The 18,136-nt window shown below is 67.9% G+C and carries 15 protein-coding genes; 7 read left to right on the top strand and 8 right to left on the bottom strand.

Translation table 11 applies throughout. From position 1 onward, the window contains the following. The first annotated feature begins 23 nt into the window (after positions 1-23). The gene (locus L5G28_RS04100; RefSeq protein WP_237000403.1) at positions 24-785 is read left to right on the top strand and encodes a class I SAM-dependent methyltransferase; all 762 of its coding nucleotides are present in this window, start codon (positions 24-26) and stop codon (positions 783-785) included. Positions 786-808: 23 nt separating this feature from the next. Here L5G28_RS04100 and L5G28_RS04095 read toward each other — a convergent pair whose 3' ends face one another. The 7 genes from L5G28_RS04095 to L5G28_RS04065 form a co-directional block, all read right to left on the bottom strand. Then, entirely contained in the window at positions 809-1,315 is a 507-nt protein-coding gene (locus L5G28_RS04095; protein ID WP_237000402.1) for a hypothetical protein, read from the bottom strand. Positions 1,316-1,378: 63 nt separating this feature from the next. Beyond that, entirely contained in the window at positions 1,379-3,949 is a 2,571-nt protein-coding gene (locus tag L5G28_RS04090; RefSeq protein ID WP_237000401.1) for an ABC transporter permease, read from the bottom strand. Between the two features lie 2 nt (positions 3,950-3,951). Then, positions 3,952-4,740, bottom strand: a complete 789-nt coding sequence (locus L5G28_RS04085) for an ABC transporter ATP-binding protein (RefSeq protein WP_237000400.1) — start codon at positions 4,738-4,740, stop codon at positions 3,952-3,954. 173 nt (positions 4,741-4,913) lie between these two features. Next, positions 4,914-6,734: a phosphoenolpyruvate carboxykinase (GTP) gene (locus L5G28_RS04080; RefSeq protein WP_236998012.1), complete on the bottom strand. Its 1,821-nt coding sequence runs from the start codon at positions 6,732-6,734 to the stop codon at positions 4,914-4,916. A gap of 114 nt (positions 6,735-6,848) precedes the next feature. After that, positions 6,849-7,190, bottom strand: a complete 342-nt coding sequence (locus tag L5G28_RS04075) for a DUF6802 family protein (RefSeq protein ID WP_236998013.1) — start codon at positions 7,188-7,190, stop codon at positions 6,849-6,851. A gap of 11 nt (positions 7,191-7,201) precedes the next feature. Beyond that, entirely contained in the window at positions 7,202-8,392 is a 1,191-nt protein-coding gene (locus L5G28_RS04070; protein ID WP_237000399.1) for a GTPase domain-containing protein, read from the bottom strand. Continuing rightward, positions 8,389-9,078, bottom strand: a complete 690-nt coding sequence (locus L5G28_RS04065) for a hypothetical protein (RefSeq protein ID WP_237000398.1) — start codon at positions 9,076-9,078, stop codon at positions 8,389-8,391. The genes L5G28_RS04070 and L5G28_RS04065 overlap by 4 nt, the downstream gene beginning before the upstream one ends. A 102-nt stretch (positions 9,079-9,180) precedes the next feature. Between L5G28_RS04065 and trmB the strand changes: the two genes are divergently transcribed. From trmB to L5G28_RS04040, 5 genes are all read left to right on the top strand, one after another. Next, positions 9,181-10,017, top strand: coding sequence for a tRNA (guanosine(46)-N7)-methyltransferase TrmB (gene trmB / locus L5G28_RS04060; RefSeq protein ID WP_372477161.1), 837 nt, complete (start codon positions 9,181-9,183; stop codon positions 10,015-10,017). Beyond that, positions 10,014-10,670: an NYN domain-containing protein gene (locus tag L5G28_RS04055; protein ID WP_237000396.1), complete on the top strand. Its 657-nt coding sequence runs from the start codon at positions 10,014-10,016 to the stop codon at positions 10,668-10,670. The genes trmB and L5G28_RS04055 overlap by 4 nt, the downstream gene beginning before the upstream one ends. A 116-nt stretch (positions 10,671-10,786) precedes the next feature. Continuing rightward, entirely contained in the window at positions 10,787-13,996 is a 3,210-nt protein-coding gene (locus tag L5G28_RS04050) for an MMPL family transporter (RefSeq protein ID WP_237000395.1), read from the top strand. A 21-nt stretch (positions 13,997-14,017) separates the two neighbouring features. Next, positions 14,018-15,181 carry a lysylphosphatidylglycerol synthase transmembrane domain-containing protein gene (locus L5G28_RS04045; RefSeq protein ID WP_237000394.1) on the top strand — a complete coding sequence of 388 codons (1,164 nt, stop codon included), beginning with the start codon at positions 14,018-14,020 and terminating at the stop codon, positions 15,179-15,181. A gap of 23 nt (positions 15,182-15,204) precedes the next feature. Continuing rightward, positions 15,205-15,609, top strand: coding sequence for a DUF3054 domain-containing protein (locus tag L5G28_RS04040; RefSeq protein WP_237000393.1), 405 nt, complete (start codon positions 15,205-15,207; stop codon positions 15,607-15,609). A gap of 2 nt (positions 15,610-15,611) precedes the next feature. Here L5G28_RS04040 and L5G28_RS04035 read toward each other — a convergent pair whose 3' ends face one another. Beyond that, a complete protein-coding gene (locus L5G28_RS04035) occupies positions 15,612-17,258 on the bottom strand; it encodes an NTF2-like N-terminal transpeptidase domain-containing protein (RefSeq protein WP_237000392.1) in 1,647 nt (548 codons plus the stop codon). Positions 17,259-17,388: 130 nt separating this feature from the next. On the opposite strand from L5G28_RS04035, the gene L5G28_RS04030 reads away from it, so the two are divergent. After that, positions 17,389-18,114: a pirin family protein gene (locus L5G28_RS04030; protein ID WP_237000391.1), complete on the top strand. Its 726-nt coding sequence runs from the start codon at positions 17,389-17,391 to the stop codon at positions 18,112-18,114. The last annotated feature ends 22 nt before the right edge of the window (positions 18,115-18,136 follow it).

Raw genomic sequence — 18,136 nt, 5'->3', positions numbered from 1 at the left:
CAAGGGTATGCCACGCTAGTGAAATGTCGACGTCGAGATTCGCGCGCCGGGCCACCGTCGCCCGCTCGGTTCGACTGTTCCGGGAGTTCCGCCACGAGCAGACCGAACCCGACCGCTTCTACAGTGCGCTGGCCGACGACACCGCCGTGATGATCGCCGACCTGCACCCTGCGCCACTCGACGGTTCGACGGTTCTCGACGTCGGCGGCGGTCCCGGCTTCTTCGCCGACGCGTTCACCGACCTGGGCGCGCGCTACCTGTCGGTGGAGCCCGACGCAGGCGAGATGCACGCCGCGGGACTCGACCACCGGACGGCGGTCCGGGCGCAGGGCCAGCATCTGCCGTTTCGGGCCGACAGCGTCGACGTCTGCTATTCGTCGAACGTCGCTGAGCACACCGATCGCCCGTGGGACATGGCCGACGAGATGGTCCGTGTGACACGACCCGGCGGCACCGTCGTCCTCAGCTACACCCTGTGGTGGGGTCCGTTCGGCGGCCACGAGATGGGACTCACCCACTACCTCGGCGGGCACCGCGCTGCACGCATGTACGCCCGGCGGCACGGGCACCCGCCGAAGAATCTGTTCGGGGTGTCCCTGTTCCCGATCACCGCGGCCGCGGGCCTGCGCTGGGCGCGTGGAGCGGGCGACGTGGACCTCCGTCTCGCATTCCCCCGTTACCTGCCGCGATGGACGTGGCCGGTCGTCAAGGTCCCCGGGGTACGGGAGGTGGGCGCCACGAACCTCGTGCTGGTGTTACAGAAACGGTCCGCGACGCCGGGGTGAGCAGGCGTCCTCTGCCGCGATGGTCAGCGGGGCAGCGTCGCCCGACAGCTGAAGGGGCCCACTCCGGACGTCGAGGACGCCAGCAGTTCTTCGCCCTGCATGATCGTGCAGGTGATCCGGCCGCGAACGACGATGCCGGAGACCTCGGCGCGACGGTCGACGACGGTGGTCCGTTGCTGCCAGGGCGTTCCGGTCACCACGACGACCCGCGACCGGCTGCCCGCGCGGTAGCCGACGCCGACGACGTCGCCGTCACCGGTGAGCTGGTAGATCACGGTGCCCGGCTCACCCGTCGGCCTCGTATGCGTGGACTCCGGCGTCGTCGGTGTCGACGCCGGAGTCGACGTGGTCGACGTCGGAGCCCTCGTCGACTCACTCGTGGCCGGGACGGTGGTCGTCGCGGGAGCGGCACCGGAAGTCGACGACGTCTTGTCCCTGACCACCAGCACCGCGACCACGATCAGCGCGATCAGCGCCACGAACACCACCACGGACAGCACGGCTGTCCGCGCTGTGCTCCGGTTGCTCATGGCACCCGACTCAGTGCGGTGACAGTCACGACGATCACGGCTCGACGATCATGATTCGACAAATCATGACTCGACAATCGCTTCGAGCGGTCGCGTCCGTGCGGCGGTGACCGCAGGCCACAGCGCGGCGATGACACCGACGACCGCCGCGCCGACCAGCGTTCCGCCGATCAGAGTCCACGGGATGACGACGGCGTCCAGCCCCCAGTAGGCGAGCGTCCGGACGAGCGGGATGGCGATCGCAAGCCCCAGGACGACGCCCAACAGCGCACCGAACACGGCGATATACGTCGACTCCAGATAGATGGAGCGGCGGACCTGCGACCGCGCCATCCCGACCGCGCGAAGCATCCCGATCTCCTTCTTACGCTCCACCACCGACAACGCGAGCGTGTTGACGATGCCGAGCACCGCGATCGCCAGTGACAGCGCCAGCAGTGCGTACAGCGTCACGAGCATCTGGTCGACAGTCGACGACACCGAATTCTTGAACTCTTCACGATCCTGGATCTGGACGACCAGATACTGCTTGGTCACGTCCTCGATCTGGCTGCGCAACTCGTCGACATCGGTACCGGGCTTGCCCTTCACCCAGATTGGCACGGCCTGACGCATCGTCTCGACCGGTACCAGCTTCCGGTAGGCGTCGGCTCCGACGATCCGCGGTCCGATCACCTCGCTGTCCTCGTAGATCCCGGTGATCGTGACGGGCACGACGTCACCGGTCAGCGCGGTGAGCGACACCTTGTCGCCCAGCGCGAACCCTTGGTCGCGGGCCGTCGACTCGTCGACCGCGAGCCCGTCGCCCGGCACGTCGAGGCTGCCCTGCTCCGTCTTGACGACTGCGACGTCGTTGAGCGATCCGCCGAGCGCCGCGGTCATCCAGAACGGCTTGTCGTCGAGTTTCGCGGTCGCGACCGCCTGGCTGATGACGACTCCCGCGTCTGGGACTTTCTCACGAACCGTGTCGGCGATGCCGATCGGCAACGGTCCGTTGTTGGTGGACGACATGATGAAGTCGGCTGTCACACCCTTGTCGACGGCGTCGTTGACGGTGCCTTTGAACGAGGTGCCGATGGTGCCGATGACGACGACGAGCATCAACCCGAGCGTCAACGCGAACGCGGTGGCCGCCGACCGCCGTGGGTTCCGCACGGCGTTGGTCCGCGCGAGCCGACCGACGGTCCCGAACGGTTTCGCGAACACCGCACCGAAGCCGCCGACGATCGGCTGAGACAGCGCGGGCGCGCCGAGCACCACGGCGATGACGGCGAGGAGTGCTCCGAGCCCGACGATCAGCGCTGGGCCGGTGCCCTCGCCGAGCCCGCCGACGACGAGCGCGAGCACACCGAGCACGCCGACGATCGCTGCGGCGAGCGTCCGCTTGCGGAGCGATCCGGCGCCAGGCTCCACCGTGCTCGCTCGCATCGCCTCGACCGGCGGGATCCGCGACGCGCGACGCGCCGGGATCCACGCGCTGAGCATCGTGACGACGACGCCGACCAGAAGGGCCGCGATTACTGCGGTCGCACCGATCTGGATGCCGTTCGACGGCAGCCCCTGCGACTCGGTGAACGCAAGCAGTGCGGCCGCGATCCCGATACCGAGGCCGAGGCCGACGAGGCCGCCGATCACGCCGACGATCGATGCCTCCAACAGCACCGACCGGGACACGTCCTTTCGACTCGCGCCGATGGCGCGCAACAGCGCCAACTCCTTGTTCCGCTGGGCGACGATCATCGAGAACGTGTTGTAGATGATGAATGTGCCGACGAGCAGGCCGATCGCCGCGAATGCGAGGAACACCGCTTGGATGATCGTCAAGAATTCGCCTACCTGGGCCTTCTGGTCCTCGCGAACCTGATCCCCGGTGCGGACCTTGTACAGGTCGTCGACGGTCTTCGCGTCACCGAGCGCCGCGTGCACGGCGTCCCGCAGCTGGGTGTCGGAGACACCGGGCTTCGCGGACATATCGACGACGGAGACGTATTCGCCGTCGGAGAAGTACTGGTTCGCGGTCTCCTCGTCGAATGCGATGCCCACGAAACCGCCGGTGGACGTCGGCATGTCCGTGAGGCCGACGACCGTCACCTGGAGAGGATCGGAGACACCCGTACCGAGGACGACGGTCGTCGTGGACCCGACGTGCAGTCCGGCCTTCTCCGCGGCGTCGTTGTTGATGAGGATCTCGTCGGCGTGAGCCGGCGCGCGGCCGTCGACGATGGTATTCGCCGAATCGCCGATCGCGCGGTCCGGCGGCAGATACGCCGAAGCGACGCTCGGTGCGCCACCGGTCTGGATGGGCTTGCCGGACGAGTCGGCGACGGTGACGGGTCCACCGACGTTCTCGACGAGACGGTCGATGCCGAGCTCATCCTTCTTGTTCCTGAGCTCGTCGACGAGCTCGACGGGCACGCCGGGAGCATCGGACTCGGCGGCCGTCACCTCGACGGCGACCCCCCGCGCCGCACTGTCGAAGATCGAGTTGAACGCTTGCGAGACAGTCGATGTGAAGATGAGGGCTGCGGCCACGAAACTCGTGCCGAGAACCACCGAGAACACGGTCAGGAGGAGCCGGAGCTTATGCGAGGACAGGCTCCGCACAGAGACGCGGCGCATCACGGACGACCCCATCGTCAGTGCTCCCCGGTGGTGGAGCCGCCGGGTGTCGCGTCGTCGAGATGCTTCATCACTTCGAAGACGTCGTCGGCTGTCGGCTGGCGTAGCTCACGGACCAGTTGCCCGTCTGCGAGAAAGACCACCCGGTCGGCGTACGCCGCCGCCCGCGGGTCGTGGGTGACGATGACGACCGTCTGACCGAACTCGTCGGTCGCCGCCCGCAGGATGTCGAGGACCTCGCCGGACGACCGGGAGTCGAGGTTGCCGGTCGGCTCGTCGCCGAAAATGATGTCGGGCTTGCCGACCAAGGCACGGGCGCACGCCACACGCTGCTGCTGCCCACCGGACAACTCGCTCGGACGATGCGCCAGCCGGTCGCCGATGCCGAGCCTACCGATCACCGTGTCGAACCATTCGCGGTCGACGTCGCGTCCCGCGATCCCCTGCGGCAGGGTGATGTTCTCCTCCGCCGTCAACGTCGGCACCAGGTTGAACGCCTGGAAGACGAAACCGATACGGTCCCGGCGCAACTTTGTCATGTCCTTGTCGGAGAGCCCCTCCAGGTCGACCGACCCGATCTGGACCCGGCCGCTGGACGCCGTGTCGAGGCCTGCCAGGCAGTGCATGAGAGTGGATTTGCCCGAACCCGACGGGCCCATGATCGCGGTGAACTCACCCGCCTTGAAGTCGATCGTCACGCCACCCAACGCGTGTACGACGGTGTCACCTGACCCATACGTCTTGGTCAGTGTCTCGGCACGTGCGGCGATCTGCTCACGCTGGTCGTCTCCAGCTGCGTGTGTCATAGGTCCCAGGGTTCCAAACCCGGAGGCTAAGCGCTATCGGGAATTTCCCTGAGACGAGTCGACCGCCGCACACGAGACGAGTGGAGTCGAGGTCCCCGGGGGGATCTCGACTCCACTCGATCGGAAGAACTAGGGCTCGACCAGCAAAAACTAGGCGCGAACCGGGGCTGCTGTCAGGCCAGGCGTTCGCGCAAGCCGTCGAGCTCGTCGCGAAGGGCGGTGGGCAGCTTGTCGCCGACGAAGCCGAACCACTCCTCGATGCTCGGGAGTTCGTCGCGCCACTCGTCGACGTCGACGGCGAGAGCCTCGGCGACATCGTCGACGGAGACGTCCAGACCGGTCAGGTCCAGTTCCTCCGGCTTCGCGACGACGCCGATCGGGGTCTCGACACCCTCGACGTTGCCCTCGATGCGGTCGACCATCCACTTGAGGACACGGGTGTTCTCGCCGAATCCCGGCCACAGGAAGCGACCGTCAGCACCGCGCCGGAACCAGTTGACGTAGAACACGGCGGGCAGCTGAGCGCCGTTGCGGCGACCGATGTTGAGCCAGTGCTCGAAGTAGTCGCCGACGTGGTAGCCCAGGAACGGCAGCATGGCCATCGGGTCGCGGCGCGTGGTACCGACCTTGCCCTCGGCCGCAGCGGTCTGCTCGGAACCGACCGTGGCGCCCATGAACACGGCGTGCTCCCAGTCGCGGGCCTGCGTGACCAGCGGGACCGTCGTCTTACGGCGTCCACCGAACAGGATCGCCGAGATCGGCACACCCTGCGGGTCGTCCCACTCGGGGGCCAGCGTCGGGCACTGCGACATCGGGGTGCAGTACCGCGAGTTCGGGTGGGCAGCCTTCTCGTTCGACTCCGGCGTCCAATCGTTGCCGTGCCAGTCGATGAGGTGGTCGGGGGCGTCGCCGATGCCCTCCCACCAGACGTCGCCGTCGTCGGTGCGCGCGACGTTCGTGTACAGGGTATTGCCTGCTTCGATGGTCTGCATCGCGGTCGGGTTCGAGTCCATACCGGTTCCGGGTGCGACGCCGAAGAAGCCGAACTCGGGATTCACCGCGTACAGGCGGCCGTCCGCACCGAAACGCATCCACGCGATGTCGTCGCCGACGGTCTCGGCGCGCCAGCCCGGCAGGGTGGGCAGGATCATCGCGAGGTTGGTCTTGCCGCAGGCCGACGGGAACGCGGCGGCGATGTAGTAGACCTTGTCCTCGGGTGAGATCAGCTTGAGGATGAGCATGTGCTCGGCCAGCCAGCCCTCGTCGTGCGCCATCGCCGACGCGATGCGCAACGCGTAGCACTTCTTGCCGAGAAGGGCGTTGCCGCCGTAACCCGAGCCGTACGACCAGATCACGCGGTCTTCGGGGAACTGGACGATGTACTTGTCCGGGTTGCACGGCCACGGCACGTCCTGCTGCCCGGGCTCAAGCGGTGCGCCCACTGAATGGAGGGCCTTCACGAAGAAGCCTTCGGTGCCGAGCGTCTCGAGGACCTTCGGGCCCACCCGCGTCATGACGCGCATAGAGAGGACGACGTATGCGGAGTCGGTGATCTCGACACCGAGCTTCGGGTCGTCCGAGCCGAGCGGACCCATGCAGAACGGAACGACGTACATCGTGCGTCCGCGCATGCATCCGCGGTACAGCTCGGTCATCGTCGCGCGCATCTCGTTGGGGTCGACCCAGTTGTTGGTCGGTCCGGCGGCCTCTTCGGTCTTGGAGCAGATGAAGGTGCGCGATTCGACGCGGGCGACGTCGGCGGGGTCGGAGAGCGCGAGGAACGAGTTCGGCTTCTTCTCGTCGTTCAGCTTCACCATGGTGCCCGACTCGACCAGCTCGGCCGACAGGCGGTCCCACTCCTCGTCACTGCCGTCCGACCAGACCACCCGGTCGGGCTGCGTCAGTTCGGCGACCTCCGCCACCCAGGCAAGCAGTCCGGCGTGTGTGGTCGGGGCGTTCCCGGGCTCGAGGCCCGGAATGGTCGCAGCGGTCATGCGGATCTCCTCAGTAACGGCAATGCCTGGGCCAGTAGTTCCGTCCAGGCGCAGTTGTCGTTGAGGATACGCGTTGTGTACCGCGGTCCGGCAGTCGGTTGGGCGAGGAATTCGTCACGGCAGGCGACCGAGTGATGTGGGTCTCCATGGGAGCGGTTCGTCGGATTCTGCGGTGACGGTGACACCACCTGCCGTTTCCAGTCGAGTCACCCGATCGACCTGCCCGTCTCTGTCGGTGTCGGTGAGGATCGCCGGATCGCCCGCGATGTCGGTGAGGATCGAGTCGGGCACACCGTCCGCGTCGGCGTCCAGGTCTGGCGGGCCGAGATCCCACAGTTGACCGTCGTCGTAGATCCACAGGTCGTCACCGGCGTCGACGGCAGCGACCGATTCCGCGGAGACCGCGTCGTCCGCGGGTTCAGTACCGAACCAGTCCTCCATCGCGCCTTCCGTCACCCTCTACTAGGTTAGACGCGCCGGACCGGCATTCGGTTCCACGTGTGGCGTCCGACCCCGACTTCGACTGCGCTCAACTGCGCGACCAAGCGGTGCTCCGCTGCCGTTCTACTCAATGTCACTGTGTCGGCGGTCCACTTGCGCAGCGCCGCGCGAACCGACGCCGTCCGTCGGACGCCCACGATCCAGGCGGCGACCGCGAGACCGGTCAGCGCGGTGAGCACCGCGCCGGCCCACCCGAGTCCGGCCCACTGCACCATCGGCGTCACGAGCATCCGCCCGCCACCGAATCCGGCGGTGACTCCGAACAGCAAGACCACGGCGTCCTCGGCACTCGGTCGGCGCTCCGGCGGCGACGGGACCGTTCCTGTCGACGGCGGCGACTGCCGCAGCGGACCGCCCGCCTCGTCGTCGAGACCGAGCGCGGCGACGGTGTGGACCCGGTCGAGCCGGTCGATGAGCAGGGACTGTGCTGCCGCGTCGACGGCGGCGATCGCACTGCTCAACCAGCGGGTATACGCGTCGGCGTCACGGGGTCGGAGGCCACCGCACACCCGTTCGGCAGTCACCCCGAGGCCTTGGAACGCTTCGCGTGCGGAGGTGACGACGTCGGCTCGTGCGGCCGTCACTCCGGCGCGGACGCCGGCCAGACGGTCGGCGCGGGTCGGCGCGGGCTGTGGCGCCCTGCGGGGTTCGGCGGACGCGAGCGCGATGACCTCGGTCGGTGGGCGGGTCGGCACCGACGATCCCGCGGCCGCTGCCGCGCCCAGGGTCGAGCACCACTGCCGCAGCTCATCGAGGCCGCCGCCGGTCGCGACCGAGACGGCGAACATCGCGAGACGGCGGTCGGGGTCGAGGACGTCCCGTGCCCGTTCGGCGAGAGCGGGCCAGTCCGGATACCGCTCCACCCGGGTCGCGACGAGTGCCGTCGACGTTCCACGGTCTGCCAGCATCGCGAGCAGTTCACGCTCTTCTGCTCCCGGGTCGCACGACAGATCGAGCACCACCACTGCGCAACGGCCGGCCGGGTCCGCGTCCACATCGCCGCCGATCGCCGCCGCGAGCGCGCCGGGGTCGCCCCCGGCGGTCCCCACCACGACTGTTCCGGTCTTGTCTGGCCCGGTCTTGTCTGGCCCGGTCTTGTCTGGCCCGGTCTTGTCTGGCCCGGTCTTGTCTGGCACCGAATCGACGGGGCCGATCACGGGCGAGCTCCCACCAGGGCATGCTCGGACTCGTCACGCGAGGAGTCCCGTGCCGCGAGCAGGCGCAGATCCGTACACAGGCGGGCATCGCGCCGCCTCGCGACCGCGGTGGACGCGGCCCGGATCGCGACGGCGACGGCGTCGATGCCGCTCGCCGCGTGCAGGCTCGCCGCGAGCGCGTCTGCCGTCATGCCCGGTTCGGCCGCCAACCGGGCCCTGGCCAACCCAACCCCGTACAACCCGTAGCGACGCACCAGGTCGTCGGCCGGTTCGCGGGCGAGGAGCGCGTCCAGGTCGGTTGGCCCGACAGTCGCCGACGCCAACAGCGCCGACACCGGCAGAACCTGGCGACCAAGCGCACCCTCGGCCGCGAACGCCGCCGCCCGCGCGTCGTCTCGGACGTCGGCCTTTCCCGCGACGACGATCAACGGAGCGGCCGTCGCGCACGCCCGTACGTCGCACCGGCGCGGCGCCGCACCGATCACTCGGACCAGCAGGTCTGCCTCGCCCGGCGGATCGACATCGAACGACTCTGCATCGCCGACCACCGTGCACGACAGGCGAAATCGCGCCCGCAAGGCTGCGGCCACGGTCGACGAGCCGACGCCGCGATGCCCGCCGACGGCCACGGCCAACGGCGCCAGGCGCCGTCGCTGAGCTTCCCTGAACGCTTGACTGTCCCCCATGTCGAACGCCTCCCCCAAGGTCGGATACGACGCTACGCGCCGTGGTCCGCGCACGGAGCCTGTTGCGAACATCCGGGTGTCGGTTGTCCACACTCGCCGCAAGTGCGACACGATGGAACCGTGAATAACGACGAGAACCCCGTCGCCGGCCCGTCCGCGCCCCGTGACAACTCGCGCCTCTACCCTCGTGTCACGAGCTTCCGGTTCCGCCGCGGTTCGCTGACCAAAGGCCAGCAGCACAATTGGGAGACGTTGTGGCCCACCCTCGGCCGCGATCTGCGCACCGGGCCGGACGCCGCAGACGAGCCGCCGCTGAACACGGCGGACTGGTTCGGCCGGGACGCCCCGCTCGTGATCGAGGTGGGTAGCGGCACCGGCATCTCGACGGCGGCGATGGCCGAAGCCGAACCCGACGTCGACGTGGTGGCCGTCGAGGTCTACCAGCCGGGTCTCGCCCAACTGGTAGGACTCGTCCATCGCGGCGGCCTCGAGAACGTCCGGATGGTCCGCGGTGACGCAACCGTCGTGTTCAGTGAACTAGTCGCGTCCGACAGCCTGACCGGCGTCCGAGTGTTCTTCCCCGACCCGTGGCCCAAGACGCGCCACCACAAGCGTCGCTTCCTGCAGTCCGGGACGATCGAGCTGATCGCCGACCGGCTGAAGCCGGGCGGCGTCCTGCACATCGCCACCGACCACGCCGACTACGCGCTGTGGATCGCCGAACTGCTCGCCACGCAGCGTCCGGACCGCCCCCATGTGGTGCCGTTGACATTCGATTCGCCCATCCTGCTGGAGCGTCCGACGACTAAGTTCGAAGGACGCGCCCAGGTGGAGGGCCGCGACGTCAACGAGTTCGTCTACGTAAAGCCTTTCGAGCACACAGGGAAGCCTTTCGAACAAACAGGGACGAGCGACCGCGATCAGGAGGATCCGTCATGACCGCACCCGAGTTCGCCGAAGCGATCACCGGTACCAGCGCGGCCCGCCGGGTCCTGCTGGTCTGGGACGCTCCCAACATGGACATGGGGTTGGGCAGTCTCCTCGGCGGCCGCCCGACCGCTGCACACCGTCCGCGCTTCGACGCGCTCGGCCGCTGGGTGCTTCAACGGACCGCGGCGATCGGCGCCGCCGCCCACGACGAGGTCGAACCGGAGGCGACGGTGTTCACCAACATCGCTCCGGGGAGCGCCGACGTCGTGCGCCCATGGGTGGAAGCGCTGCGCAACGTCGGCTACGCGGTGTTCGCGAAACCCAAGCTCGCCGACGACAGCGATGTCGACGACGACATGCTGAATCATCTGCAGGTGCGACGACACTCTCCCGGGCTGGCGGGGGTGATCGTCGCCTCCGCCGACGGTCAGGCCTTCCGGGAACCGCTGCTGGAGCTCGCCGCCGAAGGCGTGCCAGTCACCGTGATCGGCTTCCGCGAACACGCGAGTTGGGCGCTCACCGCCGATGAGCTGGAGTTCGTCGACCTCGAGGAGATCCCCGGAGTGTTCCGGGAGCCGCTCCCCCGCATCAGCCTCGACTCTCTGCCCGACGACGGCGCGTGGCTCACCCCGTTCCGACCGCTCAGCGCGCTCCTCAAGTGAAACTGGACGCCACGCATCTGAAACTGAACGTTTCACCCCAGGTCGTTGTCGTGTTTTCTCAGGTGTAGCTGAGACAATCGCACTTTCGAGTGTTCGCGAGAAGGAAGGAAGCCGGCGTGTTCGGATCCATCGGCTCATTCGTGTACCGAATGCGCTTCGCCGTCATCGCTGTGCTCATCGCACTGATGGGCGGCCTGGGCCTGTACGGCATGGACCTGTCGAACCACCTCTCGCAGAGCGGCTGGTTCGACCCGGAGTCGGAGTCGGTGACCGGCTCGGAGATCGCCGACAGCGCACTCGGCCGCGACCACAAATCCGACGTCATCCTGCTGATCACACCCGCCGAGGGCACCCGCATCGACGACGAGGCGTTCGGTCAGAAGATGCAGGAGATGACCGACGACCTCATCGCCGCGCACCCCGACGTCGTCAGCCGGGAGGTCGACGAGAACCACGCGGGTCTGATCAGTCCGTTCGACGCGGTGACGAACTCCGCGAACCAGATCGCCGCGGAGCAGAAGCGCGGCCGCATGTGGACTCAGGACCGCGAACACGGCTTCATCTCGATCGGTGTCGCAGGCAACGACGACACCTCGATCTTGAAGAACTACCAGGAGATAGAGCCGTTCTTCGACGATCTCGCCGAGAAGTACGACCTGCCGGGCACCCAGTTCGAATTGGCGGGCCTCCAGCCGGTCGCCAACGCGATGTCCGAAGGAATGGACGCCGACATCCGCCGCGCCGAGGTCATCGCCCTGCCGGTGGTCGCGGTCATGTTGCTGTTCGTGTTCGGTGGGGTGGTCGCCGCCATCCTGCCGGTGTTCATCGGCGGTCTGACGATCGCCGGGTCGCTCGGCATCACCAAGATCATCGCGCAGATGACCGAACTGAACATCTTCGCGCAGTCGGTCATCACGCTGATCGGCCTCGGCATCGCCATCGACTACGGCTTGTTCATGGTGAGTCGGTTCCGTGAGGAGCTAGCCGAGGGCTACACGGTGAAGGCCGCGGTCCGAAGAACGGTGATGACCTCGGGTCAGACGGTCGTGTTCTCGGCGACGATCATCGTCGCGGCCCTCGCCTGTCTGTTGATGTTCCCGCAGGCGTTCCTCAAATCCGTGGCGTACGGCGCCATCGCCTCGGTCGGTCTCGCAGCCGTCCTGTCGATCACCGTGCTCCCCGCGCTGTTGGCGATCCTGGGTCGACGCGTGGACGCGTTCAGCGTGCCGTTCCTCAACCGGAACAAGACCAGGGAAGAGGTGGAAGCAGGGTTCTGGGGAAAGCTCGCCACCTGGGTGATGAGACATCCGCTCAAAACCGCGATTCCGACGGTCCTGCTGCTCCTGGCGCTGATCATCCCGTTCGGCAACATCGCGTTCACCGGGCTCAGCGAGAAACTGCTGCCCCCGGACAACCAGAACCGCGTGGCCCAGCAGCACTTCGACGAACTGTTCCCGACCGAACGCACCGAAGAACTCAAGCTGGTCGTCGTCTACGACCAGAACGGCGACGACGTCGCAGGCAAGTTGCAGACGATCGCCGACGAAGCCAACGAGATCCCCGGCTTCACCAAGACCTTCTCGCCCACCGCCGAAGGCGGAGCCCTCGACGGCATCTACGGCGACGAGGAGAGCGGGTGGGGCGTCACCCAGATGTCAGCGGGCCTGGTCGACCGAAACAACGCGCCCGACGCCATCGACGCGTTGCGCGACATCGATCCTCAGGGGCTGCGGATCTACGTCGCGGGCACGCCTGCGCTCACCCAGGACTCCATCGACGGACTGATGACGAAGCTCCCCTACATGGCCGTTCTCCTGGTCGTGGTGGCTGGACTGCTGATGTTCCTCGCGTTCGGGTCGGTCATCCTGCCGATCAAGGCTGCGTTGATGACCGCGCTCGGCCTCGGCTCCACCCTCGGCATCTTGACCTGGATCTTCGTCGACGGAAACGGCTCATCGCTCGCGAACTTCACGCCGGGACCACTGTTCGCTCCGATCCTCGTGTTGATCATCGCGATCATCTACGGTCTGTCGACCGACTACGAGATATTCCTGTTGTCCCGCATGGTCGAGGCCAGACAGAACGGCGCGTCCACCACGGAGGCGATCCGGACCGGTACCGCGAACACCGGTCGGATCATCACGGCGGCAGCCGCGATCCTCGTCGTGGTCACCGGCGCGTTCGGCCTGTCGGACATCGTGATGATGAAGTACATCGCGTACGGCATGATCGCGGCGCTCATCCTGGACGCGACGGTCATCCGCATGCTCCTCGTGCCGTCGGTGATGAAGCTGCTCGGTGACGACTGCTGGTGGTCGCCGCGGTGGATGCAGCGTCTGCAGCAGAAGATCGGGCTCGGTGAGACGACTCTCCTCGATGAACCCGACGAGAAGGAGGACCGCACGTTCGCGGCAGTCGGCGCATCGTCGGGCGGCGTGGTCGCCGCGGCCGAGGCTCCGACGACCGCGATGAAACGGATCTCCGAACGCTCCGTCGCCGGTCGAGCCGAGCCGACCGGTGCGCGACGCGCACTCGTCAAGGCCGACCGCACCGGTGCGTCCGCGGCAGGCGAGCTCGACGACGTGCACGGCACCGACAGCACGCTCGACGAACTGATCTCCGACGACGCTGCCGACCCCGTGAAGGCGCCCGAAGCCAAGAAGTGGTCGGAGCCGAAGCCGAAGCCCGCTGCGGCCGCGCCGACACCGGCGTCGACCAAACGCACGAGCGACGGTCCGGACACCGGTTCGTGGAAGCTCGGAGCGGGCGGTGTCCGCCAGACGTCGCGCGACATGCGCCCCCGACCCCAACCGAGTCAAGGCGCGCCGGTCGAGGGGCCGGGCCAGGGGCGACGTCCACAGCCCCCGGCTGCCCGGCAGCCCGGATCCCGTACGCCGCAGCGACCGACGTCTGCGCCGTTGCCCGCGCAGCGTCCGGCGCCCGCCCGACGGGTCGGCCCGCCGCCGGCAGCGCAGCCGCCACAAGCGAAACCCGCGCAGCCGACCCCGCAGCGGCCGCAGCCCGCACCGTCGTCGAACAAGCAGGCGGCGTCGAACAACCAGGCGGCGTCGAACAACAAGCTTGCGACTACCCAGATTCCGGCGACGCCCGCTCGGCCGACGCCGAGACCACGGCCGACACCGCAGCAGGAGCCGCCCCGGCCTGCACGGCCCCCGCAGGCTCCCGACGCCGAGCAACAGTCGCCGGACTCGGACGACGCGCGGTCGGCGCGGGAGCTTCGCCCCGACCGCGGCAGCGAAGGGAACCAGATCAGCGTGCAGGAGCTCCTGCGACGCAGCAGGGGTCATCAGTCGAACGAGGATTGACTCCCCCGTAGGGTGTACGACATGCCCGACGACGCCGCCTCATCGGCCGACGCCCCCGACTCATCGTCGGGCCAGCGTCGGCCGTGGCGTCTCTGGCTTCGTTGGGCGGCGGCCGTCGCGGTCGTCGTGATCCTCGGCGTTGAGGGCTATTACATCTGGCCGCGGCTGAAGGAGACCTGGTACCACATCGGCGAGCTCCGCTGGGAGTGGGTGATCGCCTGCATCCTCGCGGCCGGCCTGTCGATGGACAGTTACGCGCAGGTCCAGCGGGCGCTCATGCGTTCGGCCGGCGTGAAGGTCAGCCAGCGCGAGTCGCTCGCGGTCATTCTCGCGTCCAACTCGTTGTCGCAGACCATGCCGGGCGGCCAGGTGCTCTCTCCGGCGTTCGTCTACCGGGAGAGTCGCAAGTGGGGCGCCACCCCGGTGATCGCGTCCTGGCAGGTCGTCATGTCCGGGCTGCTCGCGGGCGCAGGCCTCGCGGTCCTGGGGCTCGGCGGCGCGCTGCTCGCCGGCGCCAAGACCAGCCCGTTCTCGATCATCTTCAGCATCGCCGGGTTCCTCGTCTTCGCGGTCGCCGTGCAGTATCTGGCCAGCCATCCGCAGATGCTCGAGAATGCGGGACTCCGTGTCCTCTCCTGGGTCAACAACATCCGCGACAAGCCGGACGATCACGGGACCGCGCGCCTCAAGCAGATCATCGAACAGTTGGAGGCCGTCCAGCTCAATCGGCGCGACGGCGCGTTCGCGTTCGGCTGGAGCTTCTTCAACTGGGTCGCCGACGTCGCCTGCCTCGCGTTCGCGTGCTACGCGGTGAACGCGCACCCGTCGTTCGCCGGCCTCATGGTGGCGTATGCGGCCGGCAAGGCGGTCGGCACCGCGATACCGCTGCTGCCCGGCGGTATCGGCGTCGTCGACATCACCATGCAGTTGGCGCTCACCTCTGCCGGCATGCCTGCGGGTGTCGCGCTCAGCGCGATCCTCGTCTACCGTCTCATCAGCTACATCCTCGTCGCCGTCGTCGGCTGGATCGTGATCGCCGTCCGATACCGCGGCGCGGTCAAATCCGATGTGGCCCTCGACAAGGAGATGGCCGACGATCGCGCACGGTTCGTCGACCAGGACAAGGGTGAGTCGACGTCGACGCAGCCGACCGATCAGGACGAGGATCGCCCGAGCGCCGGGTGAGGCTCCCCGACTACCGTAGAGGCATGACCTCCCCTGCACCCACCGCATCGCGGCACGCCCGGAGCACAGCTCTCGCCGTCGCAGGCATCGCCGACCTCATCGCGATCTGCGTGTTCGTCGCGATCGGCCGACGCAATCACGACGAGGCGGGGTCGTTCGCCGGATTCCTGACGACGCTCTGGCCGTTCCTGGCCGGCGCCGCATTCGGTTGGTGCATCACCGTCGTCGCGACCGGGCGCCGGTTCGCGCCGAACGCTCTGGTCCCCACCGGCGTCGTCGTCTGGGTGTCTGCCGTCGTCGTCGGCATGATCTTGCGAGTCGTCTCCGGCCAGGGCACCGCTACGTCGTTCGTCATCGTCGCGACCCTCGCCACCGGCGTCCTACTGCTCGGCTGGCGCGCGATCGCGGCGCTGTCCTCGCGGCGCTAGCGCTAGCGTTTCGACACCGTGAAGTACTTCTGCGCCACCTGTAGTGCCGCTGTCCCCGACTTGTCGCCTTCGCAGTAGATCACCAGGACCTTGCCGTTGTGCAGGCCGACGAACCAGCCCGGCCCCTGCGGGCCGTTGGTGCCGACGAGAGCGCGCAGGCCGGGAGCCCCGGTGAGGTCGCTCGCGTCGCCGGTCTTCGCGACCTGCGTCATCGACTGCAGGATGTCGCGCGCGACTTCCGGTGTGAACTGTCCGAGCGCGCCGCCGGTGACCTTCGTCGTCGCCCCCTTGATGACGTACGGCGCGACGGCTCCGGTCTCCCCCGCGGACGCCCTGGCCAACGCGACGCCCAACGCTCCCATGTTCAGCATGGACGCCTGGTAGTCGTTCGGTTTGAACTGGGCGCTCGACACTTTCGGCCGGATCGCCGTCCCACGCGGCAGGCTCACACCCGGCGCGGTGAACTTCACTCCGAGGCCGAAGTGGTACAGCATGTCGTCGGCGCTGCCGGAGTCCCCCCTGGTGGCGCGGTCAATCGCCCCGAAGACGGGGTCGAGGGTCGACCCGGTCGCGTACGACGTTCCAGCGGCCACCTTGCGACGCGCCGCCTCGTCGTTCTGGGCCATCGCGAGGATTCCACCGGTCGACGCGTCGAAGGTCATCATCGTCGCGGGTTGCGCCACGTCGACGACGGAGTCGCCCAACACGAGCTGCTCATTCTGGTCGACGGTGGTCGGGATGTCCTTGGCGGGCGGCCCCTGCTCGTGCGCCAATCGTCTGGGCTTGCTCCCCGGCGTCACCAGCTGGACCTGCCAGCCGGCTGTCGCATCGCGAACAGCGGTCCAGTAGTTCGTCAGCCCGTCCTCGAGGGGGCTCGATAAGCGGCGATCGTCCATCACGAGTTTGCCTGCGTGATCGACGGTGACGCCGGTGATCTTCTCCGGATCGGCGGCGAGCATCTTCATGTCCGGGTCGCGCAGCACCACGGCGGTCACGGGACGCCCGCCCGCTTCATCGACCTTCTTACGGATCACCGGTGCGGTTATCAGCGGAGCGATCGGCTCGATGGCGTGCGCGAGCGAGGTGATCGCGGCGTCCGACTTGCGTCCCGCGGCTTTCGGATCGAAGACGATCTCGTTGACCGGCTCCATCTTCATGAAGACTTTGCCGGTCCGGCTGTCGACCGTCGGTGCGGGCGTCGCGTCGGTGCGAACCTTCTGCAGCCGGGATCCGGCAGGCATGTCCGGGTAGACGAGGCCGGGCTCCCACTGGACTTTCCACCCGCTCGAGAGTTCGCGCGCCGTGCCGGAGGTGTCGGTCTCGAACGTCCCCTGGCCAGGCCAGACCCACGTGGTTTTCATGGTGAACGACGCCGTGCCGTCGCTGTATTCGATCGGCTTGTTCACCGTCGTCTCGACGGTCTTCGCCCCCATGCCCGCGAAGGTCGCGCCGAGTGTCTCCGCGGCGGGCGCGGGCGCCGTCGTCAGGCCGGACGCGGCCTCGACGTCCTGGTCTCCGATCGCCGAGGCGAAATCGCCGACGATGCTCGCCACGTCGGTGCCGTCCCCCGACCCGCACCCCGTGACCACTGTCAGTGCGACGGCAGCGGCCACCGCCGCAGCTGCCGCGCTGTATCCCCTCCACACCATGACACCAATTTTCACTCGTTTCACATGCGTTTCATCGCACGTGGCCTTACATTCGTGACTCGTTGTGGTCACGATTCCGCATCGCCACCGCTTGAATGGTGCAACGTGGCCCTGTCCGCATAATAGATGTATGTGTCCGACGATTCAGCGCGCTGCCGAACGTGTCTCCACCCAGACCGATTGGCTGACGTCGGCGCACAGCTTCTCGTTCGGCGACCACTACGATCCGTCGAACACCCACCACGGCGCCCTGATGGTGCACAACGAGGACACGATCGGCGCCGGACAGGGGTTCGACACCCATCCGCACGCCGAGACCGAGATCGTGACCTGGGTGCTGTCCGGGTCGCTCGTCCACCAGGACTCCGAAGGGAACTCCGGCGTCATCCATCCGGGCCTCGCGCAGCGGATGAGCGCGGGGACCGGCATCCTGCACTCCGAGCGCAACGACCGCGCGGAATCGACGGACCCGGTGCATCTGATCCAGATGTGGGTGTGGCCCGACGAGAGCGGACTCGACCCGGGGTACGAACAGCGCGACATCACCGCCGACCTCACTCCCGGGTCTCTCGTTCCGGTCGCGTCCGGCGACCCGTCTCACGACTCGGCGATCCGTATCGCCAATTCGGGTGCAACGCTGTACGCGCTCCGGTTGAACGCCGGAGGGTCGGCCACGATTCCGGCCGGACGCTTCACCCACCTGTTCGTCACCTCCGGTTCGATCACCGTCGACGGCGAGCGTCTCGACACAGCCGATGCGTTGCGTGCCACCGACTTCGGCGGTACGGCGCTCCGCGCCGCCACCGAAGCCGAAGTCCTCATCTGGTCCATGTCCAAGCGTCTGGGGCAGTGGTGACCGGCCGCCACCGCTGGTCGAG

This window comes from Gordonia liuliyuniae (assembly GCF_021739025.1).
In the GTDB taxonomy this organism is placed as follows: domain Bacteria; phylum Actinomycetota; class Actinomycetes; order Mycobacteriales; family Mycobacteriaceae; genus Gordonia; species Gordonia liuliyuniae.
The sequence above is the reverse complement of the archived record's forward strand: the minus strand, read 5'-3'. Positions and strand labels throughout refer to the sequence as shown.